This window comes from Arthrobacter sp. MYb221 (genome assembly GCF_002979835.1).
Lineage (GTDB): Bacteria > Actinomycetota > Actinomycetes > Actinomycetales > Micrococcaceae > Glutamicibacter.
The window spans coordinates 113827-134804 of sequence record NZ_PCPW01000010.1; the positions used below are offsets into that span (position 1 = coordinate 113827).

Annotated in this window: 20 protein-coding genes; 14 read left to right on the forward strand and 6 right to left on the reverse strand. The window is 65.0% G+C overall.

Going from position 1 to position 20978, the window contains the following annotated elements:
• Positions 1-40 precede the first annotated feature (40 nt).
• The 4 genes from CQ015_RS13110 to CQ015_RS13125 are packed head-to-tail and all read right to left on the reverse strand — an operon-like array spanning position 41 to position 5068.
• Complete coding sequence (locus tag CQ015_RS13110) at positions 41-2533, reverse strand: CHAT domain-containing tetratricopeptide repeat protein (protein WP_105650306.1); 2493 nt, start codon at positions 2531-2533, stop codon at positions 41-43.
• 2 nt (positions 2534-2535) lie between these two features.
• On the reverse strand, positions 2536-3018 hold the full coding sequence (locus CQ015_RS13115; protein WP_105552917.1) for a hypothetical protein: 483 nt from the start codon (positions 3016-3018) through the stop codon (positions 2536-2538).
• Positions 3015-3602: an RNA polymerase sigma factor gene (locus CQ015_RS13120; protein WP_105569635.1), complete on the reverse strand. Its 588-nt coding sequence runs from the start codon at positions 3600-3602 to the stop codon at positions 3015-3017. The genes CQ015_RS13115 and CQ015_RS13120 overlap by 4 nt, the downstream gene beginning before the upstream one ends.
• The gene (locus tag CQ015_RS13125; protein WP_105650307.1) at positions 3599-5068 is read right to left on the reverse strand and encodes a S8/S53 family peptidase; all 1470 of its coding nucleotides are present in this window, start codon (positions 5066-5068) and stop codon (positions 3599-3601) included. Before CQ015_RS13125 ends, CQ015_RS13120 begins: the two co-directional genes overlap by 4 nt.
• A 220-nt stretch (positions 5069-5288) precedes the next feature.
• Between CQ015_RS13125 and CQ015_RS13130 the strand changes: the two genes are divergently transcribed.
• The 6 genes from CQ015_RS13130 to CQ015_RS13155 all read left to right on the forward strand — a co-directional run bounded on the left by CQ015_RS13130 (position 5289) and on the right by CQ015_RS13155 (position 12079).
• Positions 5289-5942, forward strand: a complete 654-nt coding sequence (locus CQ015_RS13130; protein WP_105552919.1) for a peptidyl-tRNA hydrolase — start codon at positions 5289-5291, stop codon at positions 5940-5942.
• Between the two features lie 152 nt (positions 5943-6094).
• Complete coding sequence (locus tag CQ015_RS13135) at positions 6095-8257, forward strand: SH3 domain-containing protein (protein WP_105650308.1); 2163 nt, start codon at positions 6095-6097, stop codon at positions 8255-8257.
• Positions 8258-8413: 156 nt separating this feature from the next.
• A complete protein-coding gene (hutG, locus tag CQ015_RS13140; protein WP_105650309.1) occupies positions 8414-9394 on the forward strand; it encodes a formimidoylglutamase in 981 nt (326 codons plus the stop codon).
• Positions 9395-9498: 104 nt separating this feature from the next.
• Positions 9499-10467, forward strand: coding sequence for a metal ABC transporter substrate-binding protein (locus CQ015_RS13145; protein ID WP_105650310.1), 969 nt, complete (start codon positions 9499-9501; stop codon positions 10465-10467).
• Positions 10464-11204 (forward strand): metal ABC transporter ATP-binding protein, encoded by a 741-nt coding sequence (locus CQ015_RS13150; protein ID WP_105552922.1) that lies wholly within the window; start codon positions 10464-10466, stop codon positions 11202-11204. Before CQ015_RS13145 ends, CQ015_RS13150 begins: the two co-directional genes overlap by 4 nt.
• Entirely contained in the window at positions 11201-12079 is an 879-nt protein-coding gene (locus CQ015_RS13155; RefSeq protein ID WP_105552923.1) for a metal ABC transporter permease, read from the forward strand. The genes CQ015_RS13150 and CQ015_RS13155 overlap by 4 nt, the downstream gene beginning before the upstream one ends.
• 19 nt (positions 12080-12098) lie before the next feature.
• Here CQ015_RS13155 and CQ015_RS13160 read toward each other — a convergent pair whose 3' ends face one another.
• A complete protein-coding gene (locus CQ015_RS13160) occupies positions 12099-12776 on the reverse strand; it encodes a metal-dependent transcriptional regulator (protein ID WP_105552994.1) in 678 nt (225 codons plus the stop codon).
• Between the two features lie 225 nt (positions 12777-13001).
• Here CQ015_RS13160 and CQ015_RS13165 point away from each other — a divergent pair, with 225 nt between their 5' ends.
• The 8 genes from CQ015_RS13165 to CQ015_RS13200 all read left to right on the forward strand — a co-directional run bounded on the left by CQ015_RS13165 (position 13002) and on the right by CQ015_RS13200 (position 20340).
• A complete protein-coding gene (locus tag CQ015_RS13165) occupies positions 13002-14078 on the forward strand; it encodes a LacI family DNA-binding transcriptional regulator (protein ID WP_105650311.1) in 1077 nt (358 codons plus the stop codon).
• A complete protein-coding gene (locus CQ015_RS13170) occupies positions 14075-15589 on the forward strand; it encodes a sugar ABC transporter ATP-binding protein (RefSeq protein ID WP_105650312.1) in 1515 nt (504 codons plus the stop codon). The genes CQ015_RS13165 and CQ015_RS13170 overlap by 4 nt, the downstream gene beginning before the upstream one ends.
• Entirely contained in the window at positions 15589-16557 is a 969-nt protein-coding gene (locus CQ015_RS13175) for an ABC transporter permease (protein WP_105552926.1), read from the forward strand. Before CQ015_RS13170 ends, CQ015_RS13175 begins: the two co-directional genes overlap by 1 nt.
• Positions 16558-16604: 47 nt before the next feature.
• Entirely contained in the window at positions 16605-17543 is a 939-nt protein-coding gene (locus CQ015_RS13180) for a substrate-binding domain-containing protein (RefSeq protein ID WP_105650313.1), read from the forward strand.
• Positions 17544-17607: 64 nt separating this feature from the next.
• Positions 17608-18531 carry a ribokinase gene (locus CQ015_RS13185; RefSeq protein ID WP_105552928.1) on the forward strand — a complete coding sequence of 308 codons (924 nt, stop codon included), beginning with the start codon at positions 17608-17610 and terminating at the stop codon, positions 18529-18531.
• Between the two features lie 32 nt (positions 18532-18563).
• Positions 18564-18947, forward strand: coding sequence for a D-ribose pyranase (gene rbsD, locus CQ015_RS13190; protein ID WP_096283090.1), 384 nt, complete (start codon positions 18564-18566; stop codon positions 18945-18947).
• Positions 18948-19237: 290 nt separating this feature from the next.
• The gene (locus CQ015_RS13195; RefSeq protein WP_105552929.1) at positions 19238-19429 is read left to right on the forward strand and encodes a hypothetical protein; all 192 of its coding nucleotides are present in this window, start codon (positions 19238-19240) and stop codon (positions 19427-19429) included.
• A 101-nt stretch (positions 19430-19530) separates the two neighbouring features.
• The gene (locus CQ015_RS13200; protein WP_105552930.1) at positions 19531-20340 is read left to right on the forward strand and encodes an oxygenase MpaB family protein; all 810 of its coding nucleotides are present in this window, start codon (positions 19531-19533) and stop codon (positions 20338-20340) included.
• On the opposite strand, the gene CQ015_RS13205 is transcribed toward CQ015_RS13200, so the two are convergent.
• Positions 20337-20834, reverse strand: coding sequence for a DUF6328 family protein (locus tag CQ015_RS13205; RefSeq protein ID WP_096283087.1), 498 nt, complete (start codon positions 20832-20834; stop codon positions 20337-20339). The genes CQ015_RS13200 and CQ015_RS13205 overlap by 4 nt on opposite strands.
• Positions 20835-20978 lie beyond the last annotated feature (144 nt).

The window sequence follows — 20978 nt, forward strand, 5'->3', positions numbered from 1 at the left end:
GCGGCGGCCGGTGATACACCGCCGCGCAAAAAGTTTCCGCTCAGCTGCCCGGGCCGGCCCGCCAGTCGGAACCGAACCAGGCGAAGCTGCGCTCCAGCGGCCCGTCGCAGGCCGCGGCGAGCGCCGCGGGCCCCTCCTGCCCGGAGGCGAGCCGGCGGTGCAGGCCTGCCATGGTCCGCTCTGCCAGGGCGTCGGGGATGTCGGTCAGCGGCGCCACGACGGCGCCCACCCCCATGGCGAGCAGGCTCGAGGTCAGGCCCAGCGCCTCGTCCCCGGGGCGCAGCCGCCCTCGCCCGGCGCTACAGGCGGAGAGCACCACCAGCGAGGCGCGGATCGGGACTTGCTCCAGCTCGTGGGCGAACAGCGAGCCGCCGTGCAGCCGCAGCGAGGAGAAGAGCGGGCTGTCTTCCCGGTGCTGCCCGTGGGCGGCGATGTGGACGACGTCGTAGGCGGCCAGGGCGGCTTTGAGCGCGGCCGGTTCGGCGGGGACCGGCCGGGCGCCGGCCCAGCAGCCGGCCACCGCCGCGCATTCGGTTTCGGCCAGCGCCAGCCCGGGACCGGCAATCACGGCCACGCTGGGTGGGCCGGCAAGCCTGACGCCGCCGGCAGCCCAAGCCGCAACCGAGCGGCTCAGCGTGAAACCGCGGTGCCGCAGCCGCGGCAGCATGCCCCAGGGCAGCCTGGCCAGCTCCCCGCTGGGGATGATCACCAGCGGGGCGTTGCCGAGGTCCTCGGGCAGCACCAGTTGCTCGAGCCGTTGCAGCGCGGCGTTCAGCGAGGAGCGCACCGCGCGGGACAGCGGGCCCGCCGGCGCGTTGCCGGCCGCCGCGGTGTCGGCCAGGGCGGCGGCGATCAGGTCGGAAACCTCTGCCCGCCCGGCCAGCGGCAGCAACCGCGCCGGAGCGCCAGGCGCCAGCTGCACCAGATGCAGCGCGTCCGCGGACCAGAAGTAGCTGAGCACGCCCACCGCTGACAGCTCGGCACGGCCCACCGGCCCGGGCAGGCCTTCCGATTCATGGGTGCGGTGGGTCCAGTGGTGCTCGCGCAGCTGCCTTTCGATTCTGCCGGCCGCGACGCGCAGGGCACCTGCCGGACCCGGTGCGGCGGTGCGCAGCTCTTCGCGCAGCCGGCGCAGCGTGGCGAACAGGGCGGCGGCCGCGTCGTCCGCGGGCGGCAGGACCGAGGGCACCTCGGCGAGCGCCGCCCGCCAGCGTTCGGTAGCCCGCAAGGCGGCCCAGCCGTCGCCGCTGGCAGCCACCCGCTCTAGATCGGAGCGCATGATGGGGGCCAGATGGACCGCGACGGCGGTACGCAGATCCAGGCTTGCCATGCCGGCCCGGGCGGCGGCGGTATCCCGCGCCGCGGCGCGCAGCAGGCGGCCGCGCCGCGCCGGGTCCGTGGTGGTGCAGAGCCCTGCGAGGATGGCCAGCAGGCGCGTGGAAAGGTAGGGGGAGGCACGCATGCGGCGCAGGCCGCGCAGGGCCTGCGGATCGCCGGGCTCCGGCTCGGGTCCCTCCGCGGCGGCGATCAGCTGCAGGGCGGCGGCCCGATCCGCGAGCCAGGGCCGTCCGGTGGCTCGGGCGTCGGCGGCCAGGGCCGCGGCCTGCACCGCAAGCTGCGCTTTCCCGGGCCCGGAGCCCAAGACCAGCGCTTCGAGCCGTGCGGCCCGGGCCTCCTGGGTGCGGGCCGTTTCGCCGCGCCCCGCGGCCTGCGCCAGGACCCCCTCGGCGAGGCGGACCGCCTGGCCGGGGTCTCCGGCGAGCGCGGCGCAGCGGGCCTGGTCCAGCCGGGCCTCGGCCCATTCTTCGGCCAGCCCGGCCAGCTGCAGCTCGGCCACGGCCTGCTCGAAGAGCTCGGTGGCCTCCTCGATGAGCCCGGCCTCCAGCAGCACGCGCGCGCGGTCGTGGCGCGCGACGGAACGGTCCACCTCGACCTCGAGCCCGTCGGCTTGTGCCATGAGCTGCAGGGCCGCTGGCAGGTCCCCGCGCAGATACTCGACGAATCCCAGGTTGTGCAGCGCCATGAACCGGTAGGCCGGCAGGTCCTTGCCCAGCTCCGCCGCCGCGCGCAGGTCCGCGGCGGCCTCGGCCAGGGCGCCGGTCTGCGAACCGATGGTGCCCTTGTTCAGCAGCAGCCGCACGCGGTCATCGAGCGGGAGCCGTGTTGCGTACTTCACCGCGGGCCGCAGCTGTTCCAGTGCCTCCTCGAAGTTTCCGGCTCTGGCGTGGAGCACCCCGGCCTGGATGCGGGCGAGCGCCACGAGATTGTCGTCTGCGGCGGTGGCGGCTTCCTGCAATACCGCCTCGATCTGCGCCAGCGCCGCGGGAAGCCCGCGCGCATCGCAGATCAGCCAGGATTCGGTGAGCCGGATCCGCTGATCGAGGTCCATGCGCTCGGGCCGGGGCAGCGCGGCCAGGTGCCGGCGGGCGGTGCCCAGCAGCGCGCCTGCCTCGGGCAGCCGGTACGCAGCAATGGCCGCCCGGGCGCCCCGGTAGGCTTCGGTTGCCGCCGACAGGTGGTCCTCAAGCGGCATAACTAGAACTCGATGACTGGTGTCAGCACCGGCTTCGCCTCCGGGTCCGCGGGCCGCAGCAGGAACCGGATCGGCCCGTGCGGGATCGAGCGCCAGAGCAGCCGGCCGTTCACATCCGAGGTTGCCCAGTGCGCGGTGCTGCCCGCGTAGAGCGCCACGTCGAGCCCGCCGCCGGTCACCCAGCCATCCACGCGCAGCGACCCGTCCGGCTCCGGCGCGGTGGACACCATCAGCTGCAAGGCCGAGCTGGTGAAGGTGACCGAGTCGGTGGCGCTGGTTTCGGCGGCGCGCAGCGCCGGAGCCTGGCCTTCCAGCAATGTGGCAAGCTCCGCATTGAGGGTGGCCAGGGAGAGCGCAAAGAGCACCGTGTCGTCCAGCGTGGGCGGCGGCGGGTCCAAGGTGTCATAGATCGCCGCGAGCTGCTCCAGGATCGCGGTATCCAGCCCGTCCAGGGGCCGCTGGTGCGGCTCGAATTGCTCGTTCATTGGGTGCTCCAAGCCGGGTCGGCGGTCAGGTAGGTGCGCAGGGTGTCCAGGCAGCGCCCGCGGGTGGGGCCGATGGACCCGACCGGGATGCCCAGCGCCGCGGAGAGGGCGGCGTAGTCCGGCGCTCCGCCGCGGCTGATGACGCGCAGGATGGCCTGGCAGCGCGGCGTCAGCCGGGAAAAGTGCGCCCAGAGCGTGCGCCGGGCCTCATCGCGCAGCAGCGCCTCGACCGGACCTGGCATGGGACCGGGGCCGAGGTCTGCTGCACCGGGTTCCGGGTTCTCCCAGGGTTGGGTGCGCCCGCGTTCGCGGGCCACGCGCCAGGCCTCGCGCCGCACCGTGGTGCCCAGCCAGGCGAGCACGGTTTGCGGGTCCCGGATGGTCTCCGCCCGATCCACCAGCCGCAGCCAGGCGGTCTGGACCACATCCTCGGCGTCGGCGCGCTCGAGCCGGCAGCTGCGCGCCAGATGCCACAGCGTGGGATTCAGCAGCCGCACCAGCTCTTCGAGCAGTTCGCGCCGGCCGCCGCGGAACTCTTCGAAGAGGGTTGCGGCCCGATCGACGAGGTCAGTATCCCCGGTCATGGCCGTTTCCAGCCCAGCGTGGTTCCCAGTGCCGTCCATCCGCGTTCCAGGCGTTCGGCCAGCCCGGTGGCGGCGGTCTCGGCCAGGGCGCGGGCGAGCTCGGCGGCGAGCACCGGGGCGGAGAAGGAGGTGCCGCTCCACACCCCGAAGCCGCCGGTGAAGTCATCTGGGTCCAGCGTGGCGCGCGGCAGCCCGGAATTCTGCAGGGCGGCGATCATCTGCCGGTCCCCGCCAAGGTGCGTGGGCATCGTGGAGACCAGCGCCGCGCCGGGGCGGTGGCAGCTGACCCATGGCCCGGCGTTGCTGAAGTAGGCGACGCTGCCGTCCGGGTTCAGCGCGCCGACCGAGCACAACGGAAGCAGCCCGGCGGCGGCAGGTCCGGCGGCGAAGCCTGCCGGGTACATCGGGGCGGTCGTGGAGTTATTGCCGGCCGAGGCGACGACCAGCACGCCGAGGCGGCCGAAGTCCTCGAGCAGCGTGCGCAGCGGGGCATCGGCAAGCCGGTCCGCCGGGGCCTCGTGGTAGTAGCCCAGCGAGAGGCTGAGCACGTCGATGAGCTCCGCCTGGTCTCCGGACGCAAGGGCGGAGAGCTGGCCGGTGCGCAGCGCCTGGAGCGTGGCGATCAGGCAGGATTCGGAAACCACGCCGTCGTCGGCCATGACCGGGATGCCCAGGATGCGGGCCTCGGGGCAGCGTTGGCGGATGAGCCCGGCGATGAACGTCCCGTGGCCGGCGAAGGGCGGCAGCGTGCCGTCCAGCGGGTTGCGCACCGGTTCGGGGACCGCGCAGCCCGGTACAGTCCCGTGCCGCCCGAGCAGCTGCCCGTCGACGTGGACCTCTGCGGTCGCGGTGGCCGGGTCCTGGAACCAGGGATGCTGCTCCAGGCCGGTGTCCGGCACGACCACCACGGGTGCGCGCTTGGTGCGCGGGCGGCCGTCGAGCGGGTCCGGCAGCACCACCGACACCGGGGTCCGACCGCCCATCCCCGGTGCTCCGTAGCTGGTGGCCGGCGCCCCGGCGACGCCAGCGTAATAAGGCACGCCCGCATAGTAGGGCACCCCGGCGTAGTACGGGGTGGCGACCAGCGCGTGGTCCAGGGCCACCCCGTCAGCGGCCCCCGCCCGGCGCAGCCGCCTCAGCAGCTGCCAGGCATCGACATCCTCCGGGTCGCCATGCAGCACCAGCCGGCTGATCGGCGGTGCGAGCTTCACCGGGGCCTGTTCCCGGCCGGGCTCGATGCCCAGCGGCGTGGCCTCCACCTTGATCCCCAGCTCACCGGCCACCTTGTTGATGGCTGCGAGGCGGCCGGCGATCGTGCTCGGCTCCGCTAGGAGCAGCAGGGAATTGGCCACATAGGCGGTCGCACCGCCGGAATGCGGCACCACCGTGCGAAAGTTCCAGGCCGCTGCGACCAGCGGGTCAAGGTGCGGGAAGGGATTGCTGGCGACGGTCAAGTGCTCGGTCATGATGGTCCTCTCAAGGTCGAGTTCTTGAGACTTAGGAGGGATGAGGCTCCGCGGTGATACATCAATGCTGGAACAGAATTTTCGGCACCATTCCAATATGCCTGCATCCTACGCCGGATCCGGGTTCCGCGCACCGCTGGAGCGCCTGCTCAAGGCGCAGCCCCGGCCCATGCAATGGGCTAGCGGAGCAGGGCAGGGGCGCCGCACATAGAATGAAGTGGTGAGCGAGCAAACTGAACGAGAACTTTTCGAATTAGTGCAACCCATCATCTTGCGGATCGATAAGGAAGATCCGTCTACCGAGGATGAAGGGATCTCGGCGGTGGCCCGGGCCGCGGTCATTGCATACCTGCAGAATCCGCAGAACCCGGAATGGCAGACCTGGGCTAGCCAGGCCTTCGCGAAATCGGTGCGCCGCGCGAATCCGAAGATGTTCGCCAAGGTCTTGGAAATGTTCCCCGAACAGATGATCAGCGAGGTGGGCAAGGCCCAAGCCGTCGGGTTGCCACCGCTTCCCGCCACGGACTTGCCCAAGCTGATCGCCAAGCTGCAGGTCTCCGGAACCGAGCTGCCAAAAAGCGACGAGGCGCTGGTCGCTTCGGTGAACATCGTGCTGAACAAGTCCTTGGACATGTCTACGGGCAAAGCCGCCGCGCAAGCAGCCCATGCGCTCTTCGCCTGGCTGACCGAGGCACGGCCAACCATCATCGAAGGTTGGCTCAAAGTCCACGCGCCGGTTGGCATCAAGCAGCTGCCGCGCAACGAGTTTGATCGGCTCTCCGCTCAAGCGTCCGGTCCGGTGATCCAGGACGCCGGGCGAACCGAAATTGAACCCGGCTCGACCACCGCATTTGTTCTCTGCGCTGAGTCGTAGAGCTCAGCTTTAGCTCGGGTATCCGCGAGCCTCATTTGTGTGTCATGATTCTTTTTGGCGGTAACAGTCATGTCACCACAGCGGATGGCTGTTCACTTTCGTGAGCCACTGAGGATCGGCAGAAATGCCTTGTCACGAAGGTAAATAATTTCATGCATGCCAACCGTGTACTGAGTCTTGCGCTCGCAGCGGTATTAACCGTGGGGCTGGGAATGCCGGCTGCCGCTTCAGCGCAGATTCGGCCGGAATCCGCGGTGGAAATTTCCGCGGTGAAAGCGAAGATCTCCAAGAAGACCACGGCGAATTTGATTCTGCGGAAAACCGCGTCAAGCACATCCGCCGCGCAGCTGGTGATTCCGAAAAATACCACGCTATCGGTGATCCGGAGCAGCTCCGGATGGGACCAAGTAAGTTATGCGAAGAAGACCGGATGGGTCTCATCAAAATACCTGACCACGGTTGGGGTTCCCAGCGAGTCCAAGCCCAAGGCAAGCGTTTATCGCTACCTGAAGTCTTTCCAGCCCCTGCGTCAGAAGGCCTCTGCCGCAGCACCTTCGCTGACCGGTGTGATCCGTAAAACCAAGGTTCAACGACTCGGGTCTTCGGGAGCTTGGACACGCATTAAGGCCGGACGCACGATCGGGTTCGTACCGACCAACCAGCTTTCCACGTCCCTTCCGGCCGCAGTGCATCGGTACACGAAGTCCGCGCAAACGGTCTACAAATCAGCTTCCACGAAGGCATCCACCGTCGCCCGTGTCGGGGCCGGTGCAAAGCTCGAATGGTTGCGCACCTCGGGAAGCTGGGCCTACGTCTCCGTGTCCGGTGCCAGGGGGTGGATATCGGCAAAGCAGCTATCCAGCACGAAGCCAAGGGTCGATAAGGTCATTGGGAATCGGTGGATGATCACTCATACCGTGGTGCGCCAGGGCAACTGGAACAAGGCCAAATCCTTGGGGACGATCAAGGCCGGCGACAAGGTCGGCCTCTACCTGAGCAAGGGGTCTTGGTCCAAGGTGCAGACAACGCGCGGGACCGGTTGGGTGCCCACCAGCAGCCTCGTGAGCAGTTATTACAAGCCCCATTCCGCCGCATCCCGCTGGACCGTGAAGCAGACGGCACTGCGCTCGGGCAACGCTGGATCGAGCCGGCGGCTAGGCACCGTGGCCAAAAACGAAAAGGTGTCCCTGCATGGCACCTCCCACGGTTGGTCCCGAATCAAATCATCCAAGGGTACCGGCTGGGTGGCCACCCGGGACCTGACCGCGAGCAAGCCCGTCGGCAACGTCCTCAAAGGCCATCGTTGGACGGTGCAATCCGTGGCGGTGCGCGCCAGCGCTTCGGCAAAAGCCAAATCCTCTGGCACCATCCGTGCCGGGCAGAAGGTTGGGTTCTACACCGCCAGCGGCTCGTGGTCCAAGGTGAAAACCTCCCGAGGCACCGGCTGGATAGCATCCAGCGCGCTGGTCAACAGCGCCTACAAACCGCTGAACAGGCTCAAACGCTGGACTACAAGCAACGTGCACTTGCGCGCTGGCTACTCCAGAGCACACCAGTCCCTGGGGGTGATCACCTTGCACCAGCCGGTCACCGCACACGGAAGTGCCAACGGCTGGACGCGGGTGAGCACCTCCGAAGGCATCGGGTGGATCAGCTCCGGCTACCTCTCGGCTGCCGAGCCCACGAAGCCTGCGCCCGACAAGCAGCAGAGCAACAGCTACCGATGGACAACAGCCAACGTCAACCTACGGGCTGGCGCCGGGGTCCACCACCGGGGCAAAGGCGTCGTGCCTTCGGGCGAGAAGGTCACATATTTGACGTCCAGCACTGGCTGGGCGAAGGTGAAAACTTCCAGAGGCAGCGGATGGATCAAAGAAAGCTACCTATCACGGCGGGCCCCGGCGGCCCTCCAGCCGGATGCGCGACGCGTCATGAAGGCAATCGACGGCCGATTCCGCGACACGGTCAGCGGCATCCACACGATTCGCAGCGGCTCGGCCGGGCATAGCGCAGGCAAAGCAGTGGACTTGATGATCCGGGATTACAAGAACAAGCGCCGGATCGCTGAAGGCGATGAGCTGGCCCAGTTCCTGATCGACAACCGCGCTCAACTGGGTATCTATTACCTCATTTGGCAGGACCGGATTTGGCTTCCGACGACAGGCTGGACTGCGTACTCCGGGTCCGGCAAGTACGGAAACCAGTTCTCGAATAACTGGAACGACACCACCCTGCATTTGGACCACATCCACGTCGAGGTCTACGGGGATTCGGGCACCGACGGCAGGCTGGATCTCAGCGCGCTGCGACGCTGAGCGTGAAAGCTGCTCCGCCGGAGGGGCTCGCGGCATTGCCGCCGAGGGCCCCAAAAGTGCTGCGAGGAGCCAACCCAAGAAGGGTAGTCCGAAATCTCGGACTGGCAACGGTGGCAGGCCTAGTGCGCGCCGTCATGCATCTGGTCTGCTGGTGAGATGAACAAATTTGTGCACAATCCGGAAATTCAGGTAGACCGACCAGCCGCAGGCTGGAGCGGTCGCATCGATGGGACCGGCAGGCAGCACCTGCGCTGGCATCAGCACGTCGCCACCGGGCCCTCCGGGATGCCCGCGCCGCAGGCAGGTGTCCGACCGGTGGCCCTCCTCGGCTTCGCCTCGGATGCAGGAGTGCTGCGAAACCAGGGAAGAATCGGCGCAGCCAAAGGGCCAGCCGCCCTGCGTGCAGCGCTCAGCTCGCTTGCCATCCATGAATCGCGCATGGTGTGCGACGCCGGTGACATCGTGGTGGTCGGCGACGAGCTTGAGGCAGGCCAGCGGCGACTAGCCCAGAGCGTGAGCCAGCTGCTCAAGTCCGGGATGCTTCCCGTAGTCCTCGGGGGCGGGCATGAGACGGCCTACGGATCCTTCGGCGGCCTTTTTGATCGGCTTCAGCACCAGCCGGATGCCCGCATCGGAATTCTCAATCTTGATGCGCACTTCGACCTGCGCAGCGCACCACGGCGAAGCAGCGGGACACCGTTCAAGGACATAGCCAACGATATGCACGCCGCCGGACGAGAATTCAATTATGCGGTTCTTGGCATCAGCCAGCCGAATAACACGCGGCTGCTATTCGAAGAGGCAAAGGCCCTCGGCGTCACGTATCTGCTCGACGAGCAATGCGGGGCAGGATCTTTGGGGCAGGTCGCCGAGTTCGTAGATCGCTTCCTGCAGGGCATCGATCAACTGTATCTGACGATCGATCTCGACGTCTTGCCCGCCGCGGTTGCGCCCGGGGTGAGCGCGCCGGCAGCCTACGGGGTCCCACTGGAGGTCATCCATGCGGTTTGCCGGCAAGTAGCCGCAAGCGGAAAGCTTGCCCTGGTCGATGTGGTGGAACTCAACCCGCGCTTTGATCTGGACGGACGTACCGCGCGCACCGCGGCGCGGCTGATCAACGCGCTTGCAGGGGTCTAAAAACCACTCATATTCCACACTAATCGCGTCACCAAATTTGAATGTTTGACCCCACAAACATTATGCTGTGAGCAAGCGGATTTTTCGTGGCGATCAAATGTGAAATGGTGTGGGCAACGGTGCAAACAGCGCAAAGTAGACGACCTGGGTCGCGGCTTCTGCGCGCCCTGACCCTGACCTGCGCTTTAGTGCTGGTGCTCGGCGGATGCAGCGCATCCGCGGAGTCGGAACCGGAGCCCGTGCACGATGGCCGCCCGGTGGTTCTGACGACTTTCACGGTCCTCGCGGACATCGCAGAAAATGTTGCCGGCGAACATCTGCGCGTGGAATCGGTGACCAAGCTGGGGGCCGAAATCCATGGCTACGAACCAACCCCGGACGACCTGCGACGTGCCTCCCACGCGGATCTGATCCTCGACAACGGGCTGAATCTGGAAGCCTGGTTCGAGCAATTTGTCCACGACAATCCGGCACCGCACCTGACGGTCAGCGACGGGGTGGAGGTCATCTCCATCGCCGAAGATGCCGGTATCGGCAAACCCAACCCGCATGCCTGGATGAGTCCGCTGAATGTCAAGATCTATGTGGACCATATGGTCCAAGGCTTCAGCGAACTCGATCCCGAGCACGCGGCGGACTTTGCCGCAAATGGCGAAATCTATAAGAACAAGCTGCAAGCGGTCCAGGACCAGCTAGCGGCAGACCTCGCCCAAGTGCCGGAGCGGCAACGCGTGCTCGTCTCCTGTGAAGGGGCCTTCAGCTATTTGGCCCGCGATGCCGGACTGCGCGAAAAATATCTCTGGGCGGTCAACGCCGAATCCATGGCCACCCCGCGCAAGGTCGCGGCAGCCATCGATTACATTCGCGAGCACGAGGTTCCCGCGGTCTTCTGCGAATCGACGGTCTCCGATTCCGCCATGCAGCGCGTGGTCGAGTCCACCGACGCCGCGTATGGCGGAACGCTCTTCGTGGATTCCCTCTCCGAGCCCAACGGTCCGGTGCCCAGCTATCTGGACCTCATCACCCATGACGCGCAAACCATCGCCCGTGCCCTCCGAGGAGAACTCAAATGACACTTGCAATCGACGTTGACGCAGCGACGGTTCACTATGGAACGGTCCTCGCCCTCGATAAGGCCTCGGTGCAATTGGAGCGCGGATCCGTCTGCGGATTGGTCGGCATGAACGGTTCCGGAAAATCTACGCTATTCAAAACCATTATGGGGTTGCTCAAGCCCGATACCGGCAAGGTGCTGGTCAACGGGTCCAGCCCGCTGCAGGCGCGGAAATCCGGGGCTATCGGCTACGTCCCGCAGAATGAGGCGGTCGACTGGGACTTCCCGATCTCGGTGCGCGAGGTCGTGATGACCGGACGCTACGGGCATATGGGCTTCACCAGGCGTCCGAAAAAGGCGGACCAGATCGCGGTGGACGCCGCGCTCGAACGCGTGGACCTGGCCGAGCATGCGGGACGGCAAATCGGGCAATTGTCCGGCGGGCAAAAGAAGCGCGCCTTCGTGGCCCGCTGCATTGCCCAGGAATCAAACATCATGCTCCTGGATGAACCATTCGCCGGAGTGGATAAGCGCAGCGAAGCGACAATCACCAAGCTCTTGCGCGAGGTGGCGGACCAGGGCGGAAGCGTGCTGATCTCAACCCATGACCTGCACGCCTTGCCGACCTTGGCGGACCAAGCGATCCTCTTGATGCGCAAGGTCTTGATGCAAGGAGACCCGCAATTGGTCTTGCAACCTGAAAATCTTGCCATGGCCTTTGGCCTGGATCCGATGAACCGAGGCGGCGCAGCATGAATCTGATCGAGTTATTAGCCGAACCGCTGAGCTACACCTTCATGGTGCGAGCGCTCGCCGTCACGGTCATCGCGGCGATCCTGTGCGCGGTGCTCTCCTGCTGGCTGGTGCTGATCGGCTGGTCGCTGATGGGAGATGCGGTCTCCCATGCGGTGTTGCCCGGGGTTGTGCTCGCTTACATTGTCGGCGCGCCCTTCGCTTTGGGGGCCCTGGTCTTCGGCTTCCTAGCCGTGGCGCTGATCGGGGGAGTCCGGGACACCTCCCGGCTGAAGGAAGACGCGGCCATCGGCATCGTCTTCACCACGCTCTTTTCCTTCGGCCTGGTGCTGATCTCGGTCACCCCGAGCCATCTGGATTTGAACCACATCATCTTCGGGAATCTGCTGGGAGTCTCGGCCGCAGATCTCTGGCAGGTCATCATCCTTGGGGCCGTGACCTTCCTGATTCTGGTCTTGAAGCGCAAGGACTTCACCTTGTACGCCTTCGACTCGACCCACGCGCACGCGCTGGGGATGAATCCGCGGTTGATCGGGGCGGTGCTCCTGGGCCTGCTCGCCATGACTTCGGTGGTGGCCCTGCAGGCAGTGGGGGTCATCCTGGTGGTGGCGATGCTGATCATCCCCGGGGCCAGCGCCTATCTGCTGACCAACAGTTTCGGCAAGATGCTGATCATCGCTCCGGGCCTTGCCGCGTTGGCTGGGATCATCGGAGTGTACGTCAGCTACTACGTGGATGCTTCAACCGGTGGCATGGTGGTGCTCTCGCAGGGCGCGATCTTCGTCTTGGTCTACCTGTTCAGCCCGCGGCAGGGACTGGTGGCGCACCGGCTCATGTTGCTGCGCCGCCGCAAAACCTTGGAAGCCGCCGCCAAATAGCGGCGCATTCGGCGACGGATCAGGGCAGGGAAGAAACCCAGACCGATTCGGTGGCCCGGGTGCCGAGCCGGATCACCGAGTCGCTGCCGTTCGCCGAGACCTCCAAGGTATCGGAAAACGGGGCGCCGGTGGCGATGGTTAGCCGCGCGCCGACCGTGATGCCGTTCTCGGAGAAATACTGCAAAAGTTCGGAATCCGAGTCGGAGATCCGCTCCACCGTCACCTTTTGCCCCGGCTGCGCTTCGGCGAGCAGGATTGCGACCGGAGTGGAGACCGCGCCCTCCGCGGTGGGAATCGGATCCCCATGCGGATCACGGGTCGGGTGCCCGAGCAGCTCGTCGATGCGCTGAATCATGAATTCCGAAACCGCATGTTCAAGTTGCTCGGCCTCATCGTGGACCTGGTCCCAGCGGTAGCCGAGCATCTGCACCAGGAAAGTCTCGATCAACCGGTGCCGGCGCACCATGGTGACGGCGTATTCACGGCCGCGCGCGGTCAGCGAGACCGCGCCATAGGGCGCGTGGTCCAATAAGCCTTGCTGACGCAGCTTGGCCATGGCACCGGATACCGTGGACAGCTTCACCCCGGCCTTCTCGGCGATGACGGTTGGGGTCACCGGCTCATCAGACCATTCATTCAGACTGAAAATGATCTTGAGATAATTCTGCGCACTATCCGAAAGCTGAGTTACCGACACGCTTTCATCATAGTCAACTGCGCGCACCGGGCGCAGGGGAGCCGCCGATCCGGCGGAATAAATCTGAGTTTTTCGGTGACCAATTCGTGCTTCCTTCGAAACTTGCTGGTCGTGGGCGGGTCCCCGGTGCGCGCCGGGTTTGCTCATGTGGATGACGCAGGGCCGGCCTTGACTAGAAATCTTTCGTAGGGAAGACTGTGTAATCGATTCCATGGAATCGATTACATGAGTAAGCAAGGGAGCTTATCGGCCATGAATGCGGTCACCATCAAGGACGTCGCCAGCGCAGCAGGTGTATCTGTTGCCACCGCCTCGCGCGTCCTCTCCGGTCACCCGGCCACCTCTCCGGCCTCCCGCTCCAAGGTCGAGGCAGCAGCCAGCGAGCTGGGCTTCATGCCCAACGCGCAAGCCCGCTCCCTGCGCTCCACTAAAACGGACTCCATCGCCTTGCTCATCTCCGATGTGCGCAACCCCTACTTCTCCGACTTGGCGCACTCTGTGGAACAGCATGCGCGGGCCGCGGGCCTGATGACCTTCATGGGCAACGCCAACGAAGACTCCACCCAGCAAGACGACTTCCTGGCAACCATGCTTTCGCGCCGCGTGGACGGGCTGATCATCGTCCCGCAAGGCCTGGACGAAGAAGCCGATGCGCCCAGCTTGATGATGCACCGCGTCCTTTCCAGCGGCATCCCCACGGTCTTCGTGGACCGCGCGCTGCGCGGAAGCAGCGTCCCGGCAATCACCACGGACAGCACCGAGGCGGTCCACCAAGCGGTAGCCACGCTCAAGGATCTGGGCCACACCAAGATCGCGTTCATCGGCGGGCCGAAGCACGCTTCCACCGCGCTGGAACGCTACAGCTCCTTCAAGTCGGCGCTTGCCGCGAACGGCCTGCAGCACGACGAAGCGCTGCACTTCGTCGGCGACTTCAAGCCCGCCTCCGGTGCCGAGGCGGCGCGCTGGCTGCTGAACCACGGCGCCAAGCCAAGCGCCGTGATCATCGCCGACGCGCCGATGGCCATCGGCGCGCTCACCGTCTGGCGCGAAGCGGGCCTCCGCGTGGGCGCCGAGCTGTCGGTGATCACCTTCGATGAGGTCGACGCGATGCTGCTGCATGACCCGCCGATCGCCACGATCAGCCACGATCTGGGGCTTATGGGAAAGCTCGCGGTCGCCTCCCTGACCGCGGTCATGCAGGGCGAGAACCCGGCACCCCACGAGCTGCAAAGCAAATTTACCGCGCGCGCCTCGGTGGCCGCTCAAGCAACACAAGTGATGGAAGGAAAGCCACGCCCATGAGTAATGACGCTCTACTGGTCCTGGACCGGGTCTGCAAATCGTTCGGCCCCGTCCAAGTGATCGACGAAGTCACAGTGGAGGTCCACGCCGGCAAGGTCTCGGTCCTGCTCGGCGAAAACGGCGCGGGCAAGTCCACCCTGATCAAGATGATCGCCGGAGTGCACACCGCGGACTCCGGGCGCATCCTGATGGACGGCAAGGAAGTGAAGATCCCGGATACCAAGGCCTCCGAGGCCCTGGGCATCGCCACCATCCACCAGGAACTGAACCTGGTGCCTTCGATGAGCATCGCCGAGAACATCACCCTGGGCCGAGTGCCGCGCCGCTTTGGCATCATCAACCGCCGCGAGATGCGCCGCATCGCCCGCGAGGCTCTGGACCAGCTGGGGTTGAACCTCGATGTGAACACCCCGGTGGGGGACCTCGGCCTGGCCGAGCAGCAGCTGGTGGAGATCGCCAAGGCACTGTCCCTGGACGCCCGCGTGCTGATTCTCGACGAGCCGACCGCGGCGCTGACCAACGCGGAAATCGCAGGCCTCTTCGAGGTAGTGAACCAGCTCAAGGCCAAGGGCGTGGGCATGGTGTTCATCAGCCACCACCTGGATGAGATCGCCGAGATCGGCGACTTCGTCAACGTGCTGCGCGACGGCAAATTCATCGCCACCGTGCCCGCGGACACCGACGAGAGCGAACTGGTGCGCCTGATGGTCGGCCGCGATATCGACGCCCAGTTCCCGCGCCAGGCAACCGTCCCCGGGGACACCGCGCTGCTGAGCGTGGAAAACCTGTCCCTCGGCGCGCTGGAGAACATCTCGCTGTCGGTCCGCCCCGGCGAGGTCGTCGCCCTGGCCGGGTTGATGGGAGCCGGGCGCACCGAACTGATCCGCGCGATCGCCGGCGCGGACAAGTACTCTTCGGGAACCGTGAAGGTCGCCGGCAAGAAACTGCCGAGCAACGACGTCGCGGCAGCCACCCGCGCGGGCCTGGGCCATGTGCCCGAGGACCGCAAAACCCAGGGGCTGGTGCTGGACGCCTCGGTAGCCGAGAACATCGGCTACGCCACGATGGCGGCCACCGCCAAGGGCGGGCTGGTGGACCGCAAGGGCCAGCGGGCGCGCGCCGAGTCCGTCGCCGCCCGGCTGCGCATCCGCATGGGAAATATCGACCAGCCGATCCGCTCGCTCTCCGGTGGCAACCAGCAGAAGGCGGTGTTCGGACGCTGGTTCTCCGCCGGCGCGAAGGTGCTGCTGCTCGATGAGCCAACCCGCGGCGTGGACGTCGGGGCAAAGGTGGAGATCTACGAACTGATCAATGAGATCACCGCCTCCGGGGGCTGCGTGCTGATGGCCTCCAGCGAACTGCCCGAAGTGCTGGGCATGTCCGACCGCGTCCTGGTGATGAGCCAGGGGCGCATCGCCGGGGAACTAGCCACCGAACAAGCCACTCAAGACAGCATCATGGCCTTGGCCGTGAGCAATGTGCACCGCGAAGATGAAATGAGAAAGAAGTAATGAGCAGCGTAGCCACCACCCCCAAGAAGGGCTTTGACTTCAAGGCATTCCTTGCCAACAACGGTGCCCTAGTCGGCCTGGTTGTTCTTTGCCTTGCCATGTTCATCGCGACCCCGCGCTTCTTGACCGGGCCGAACTTGATGAACATCGGCATCCAGGTCTCCACCATCGCGGTGATGGCCTTCGGCATGACCTTCGTGATCGTCGCGGCCGGCATCGACCTGTCCGTCGGCTCCATCGCCGCGATCTCGGCGATGACCTCCTCCTACTGGGTGACCACCGCCGGACTGCCCGACGGGCTGTCGATTATCGTCGGCCTGGCCATCGGCGGACTGTGCGGTTGGGTCACCGGGGCGATGAGCGCCTTCGGCAAGCTGCCCACCTTCATCGCCTCGCTGGCGATGCTCACCATCGTGCGCGGGTTGACCTTGGTCATCTCCGACGGACGGCCGATCGCCACCGGCGACGCGGTGTCCTGGCTGGGCGGGGACCTGGGCTTCATGCCGGTGCCGATCCTGATCCTGATCGTCTCGGGCCTGGTCGCGGCGTTCGTGCTGAACCGCACCATCATCGGCAAAAACGCCTTCGCCGTGGGCGGCAACACCGAAGCCGCCCGGCTCTCCGGAATCCCGGTCAAGCGCGTGCTGGTCACCGTCTTCGTCATCTCCGGCATCTTCGCCGCGCTCTCGGGCATGATCCTGGCCGGACGCCTGGATTCGGCGCAGCCGACCCTCGCCAGCGGCTACGAGCTGGATGCCATCGCCGCGGTAGTCATCGGCGGCGCCTCGCTATCCGGCGGCGTCGGACGCATCTCCGGCACGCTGATCGGCGCGCTGGTCCTGGCGGTCATCCGCAACGGCCTGAACCTGCTCTCGGTCTCCGCCTTCTGGCAGCAGGTCGTCATCGGCCTGGTCATCGCGATCGCCGTGGGCTTCGACGTGCTGCGCCGCAAGAACGTGCGCCACTAAGACTTTTATTGATCAACCACCCAACATTTAGTTCAAAGGAGAACCCGATGAAGCACATCGTACGCAAGACCACCGCCCTGACCCTGGGACTAGCCCTCGTACTCGGCGCCAGCGCCTGTGGCCGCGGCGAAGCGGCCGCCGAGGGCGGCAAGGCGACCCTGGCCGTATCGACCCTGAACAACCCATTCTTCGTAGACCTGCGTGACGGCGCAGAAGCCGAGGCCCAGGCGCAGGGCATCGAGCTGTCGGTGGTCGACGCGCAGAACGACTCGGCCAGCCAGGCGAACCAGCTGGCCACCGCCGCCACCGACGGCAGCGCCGGGGTCATCATCAACGCAGTGGACACCGAAACCGCGGAAGCCGGTCTGGCTCCGGTAGTCGCGGCCGAGCTTCCGATCGTCGCCGTTGACCGCTCGGTGGGAGAGACCAAGGTCGCTTCCTTCGTCGCCTCGGACAATGTCGCCGGCGGCGAGCAGGCGGCCAAGGCACTGGCGGAAGCCCTCGACGGCAAGGGCAAAATCATCATCCTTGAGGGTGTGCCAGGGGCTTCGGCAACCAACGAGCGCGGCGAAGGCTTCACCAAGGGCCTGAAGGAATTCGCAGATATCGAGGTCGTTTCCAGCCAGACCGCCAACTTCGACCGTGCCGAGGCACTGGACGTGGTCACCAACCTGATGCAGTCCAACCCGGACGCCGCCGGCGTGCTGGCCATGAACGACGAAATGGCCCTCGGAGCCATCCAGGCGCTGGGCGACAAGGCCGGCGAGGACGTCAAGGTTGTCGGCTTCGATGGCACCGAGGACGGCTTCAAGGCAGTCGAGGCAGGAACCCTCGTTGCCACCATCGCGCAGAACCCAGCCGAGCTGGGCAAGCAGTCGGTGCAGATCCTGGCCAAGACCATGAAGGACGAAGCCGTCGAAGAGACCGTTCAGGTCGCGGTAGACACCGTTGACACCGAAAACGTCGCCGAGTACGCCACCAAGTAATTCCAGGCAGCACCCCTTTCGTCGGTCGAGAGCCAATGCGGCTACAACAAGCTAAGGAAAAATCATGAAGGACAACGTACAAGTCACCATCGTTGGATCGAGCAATGTGGACATCACCGCACTGATGAACCGCCTGCCCGGCCCCGGTGAGACCGTGTTGGCCGATTCCTACCAGCTCTCGCCCGGCGGCAAAGGGGCCAACCAGGCGCTGGCCGCTGCGCTGGCCGGCGCCGCCACCGAATTCATCGGCGCCGTTGGCAACGACTCCCACGCCGAAATCGCTCTGGGGCAGCTCGAAGAGGCCGGGGTGAAGCTGGATCGCGTGGCCCGCGCCAGCGAGCCCACCGGTGTGGCGATCATCCAGGTGGATGCGGCCGCGGAGAATTCCATCGCGGTGGTTTCCGGAGCCAACTCGACGGTGACCGCGGACGCGGTCAGCGCGGCCGGCGAGTTGCACGGGATCCTGGTGCTGCAGGGCGAGATCCCTGCCTCCGGCATCAAGGCAGCCATGGATTCGGCCACCGACCGGGTTGTGCTCAACCTGGCGCCGGTGATCGAACTGGACCGCGAGTACCTGCTGAAGGCCAACCCGCTGGTGGTCAACGAGCATGAGGCCGAAGCCGTGCTGCAGCAGCTGAACCCGCACCCTGCCCGCCGCTTCGACAGCAAATATGAGCGCCTCGCCGGAATGCTGGTTGATGAGGGCATCGCCAGCGTGGTCATCACGCTCGGTGCCAACGGTTGCCTGGTCGCCGACCGGGTCCCAATAGAAAACGGCGGAGTCCAAGTTCGCGTGCTGCCAGCGGTCAAGGTCAAGGCCGTGGACACAACCGGTGCCGGCGACGCCTTTACCGGTGCGCTGGCCGCCCGCTTGGCCAACGGCGATAGCTTGGCTCAAGCCGCAGAATTTGCGGGCAAGTTCGCAGCCCTGACCGTGCAGGCGCACGGTGCCCAGGCCTCCTACCCGCGTTCGCTAGAGAACCTCTAAGACCATTTCGAGCAAGACCTAAGGAAGCCTTCGTGCTGAAATCCGAAATCCTCAACGCCCCGCTGCTTGGCGCACTGGCCAAGTGCGGGCACACCGACACCGTGGTGATCGCCGATTGCGGCCTGCCGATTCCGGAAGGTCCGGTGGTCATCGATCTGGCGCTGACTCCGGGTCTGCTCAGCTTCGAGCAGGTGCTTCAGGTGCTGAGCCGCAACATGGTGATTGAGCAAAGCACCCTGGCTGCAGAGGCCGAGGGCGGGGTGGTCCAGGAACTGTGCGTGTCGCGGGGGCTCGAGCCGGGGTTCATCTCCCATGAGGAGCTGAAAGCCGCATTGCCCCAGGCCAAGATCGTTGTGCGCACCGGGGAAGCGACCCCCTACGCAAACGTGATTCTGCACTGCGGCGTGGCTTTCTGATCGACCAGCTTCCAGTCGGTGCCAACAGCCTGCCGGCACCGGCTTTGCTGTCTGCCAGACAGAGAAATGCATTGGAACATCAACTGATCGGCAGTCCACGGCAAACCTAATTCGCGTGCACCCGGTAGCTCAGTAAGGGGATATGTGCTTGGTTCTCTTCTGGTGGGTTAGTCGAGACGAGCTGCTGTTGACGGGAGCTTGGATTAGCATCGCGCACAGCGCTTCACTCGCAAGCGCACCGGAATGAGCATGGTGTTAGCGTCATGCCGATCTTTTATGGAGGATAGCCAATGAAGATAGCTTTTTATGCAGCATTTGCTGCTATGGCGATCGGCGCGGCAACTGTGATCCTGACCGTGCCAGCACTATTCCATGAACCTAGCCAGTTGCAAGCAGGCTTGGTAATTTGGGCGGGAATAATATTCTTGGCTGGGCTTACCATCGTGAAGCTGCTGAAGTACGTGGCCACGAACGAAGCTTGATGCTTCTGTTCCCAGATTCTGACAGGGCTTCCTCATGTTTGCCGGCTACGCGGGGGAAGCCCAGATAGTTGTTTCACAAGCTGGTCCCTAGAATTGGCCTCATGAGGCAACGCAAGATGGCAGGACGACACGGTGAGGTTTTTTCCCTTATTGCGCCCGAAGCCGGGCTCTTGCTCGGCGCCGGACGGGCGATCCTGCTGCAACTCGCCCACCCGCAGATTGGCTTGGCCATCGCCAAGCATTCTGATTTTGCTTCGAATCCGCTCGGCCGGTTGATCCATACCCTTGGCTATATTTACGCGCTGAGCAACGGGACCCCAGAACAGCAAAGAACCATCATCGACTACGTGAACACCGCGCATCAACCGGTACACGGTACGCGAAACCCCGATCGGGAAACTCCGGCCTACTCGGCGATGGACCCAAAATTGCAGATGTGGGTTGCCGCAACCCTCTATGACTCGGCACGGGTTATCGCCGCCGAAATCCTCCCCATGGCTGAATCCAGCGACAACGAGAACCTGTACCGGCAGTACGCCGCTCTGGGTGATGCTCTGCAAATGCCGGCTCACTTCTGGCCGGACAGCCTTGGCGAATTTGATGAGTATTTCGACCGAACCCTCAACACGCTGAGCGTCACTCCACAGACTCGTCGCCTGGCCGATGAACTCTTTTTGGGTAGCAACGCCCCGTGGTGGATCCGCATTGGACTGCCCTTGATGCGCGATGTGACCATCGCCCAGCTTCCACCCACGGTGCGCGAACAATTCGGCTACGAGCTTTCCGCGAAGGCCGCCAAACGCAACGCGCGAGCCATCTCCTTCGTGCGGTTGGCCACGCGGATATTGCCCAAATTTATCAGGCACGCGCCAATGCGATGGATGCTACGTCATGTGGACCGGATGGGCTAGCCGCCGGTCTTTGCTTGGCCAACATCTTGGAGTCTGCCTGGAAACAGGATGCGTGGCAAGGCAAGCAGCAAGAACAACGTCACCAGGATCAACGAGCCACCGATCCAAGCACCGGTTTCCCAGCCGAAGAATACCTGCAACACGAACCAGACGCAGCCAGAGACAAGCAATCCCACCCCGATACCCACGATTTTTAGCACGATATGGCCAAGGTTTACCGTTTTTTCCTTCAGCCGCTGGCCAAAGAAAAAGCGGTGAACGGCCACGGGGGTAATCAGTAGCAGGATCAGCAGGGTCGCAGCGACCAGCAAGACGACGTAAACAATTTCATCCTTGTGGGTGAGCACTTCAAATCTCGCCTGGAAAGGCAGGACCACCAAAAAAGCTGCCAGAATCTGCAGACCTGTCTGCATCACGCGCATTTCCTGGAGCAATTCGTTCCATTGGCGATGCGGGGCACCATCGCTGGTATCTGGATGGGAACGCTTATTCATCACAGCTCTCCTCGATCAGAAGGCGACCGCCAGCGGAACAGGTTCGCCAGCTGAGGCTACGCCAATTTTCTTGAAACTAGACAAGACGTCGGGTTGCAGACTTTCCAAACTGTCGGCCTTCATGGGTAATTTGAGTATCCCAGT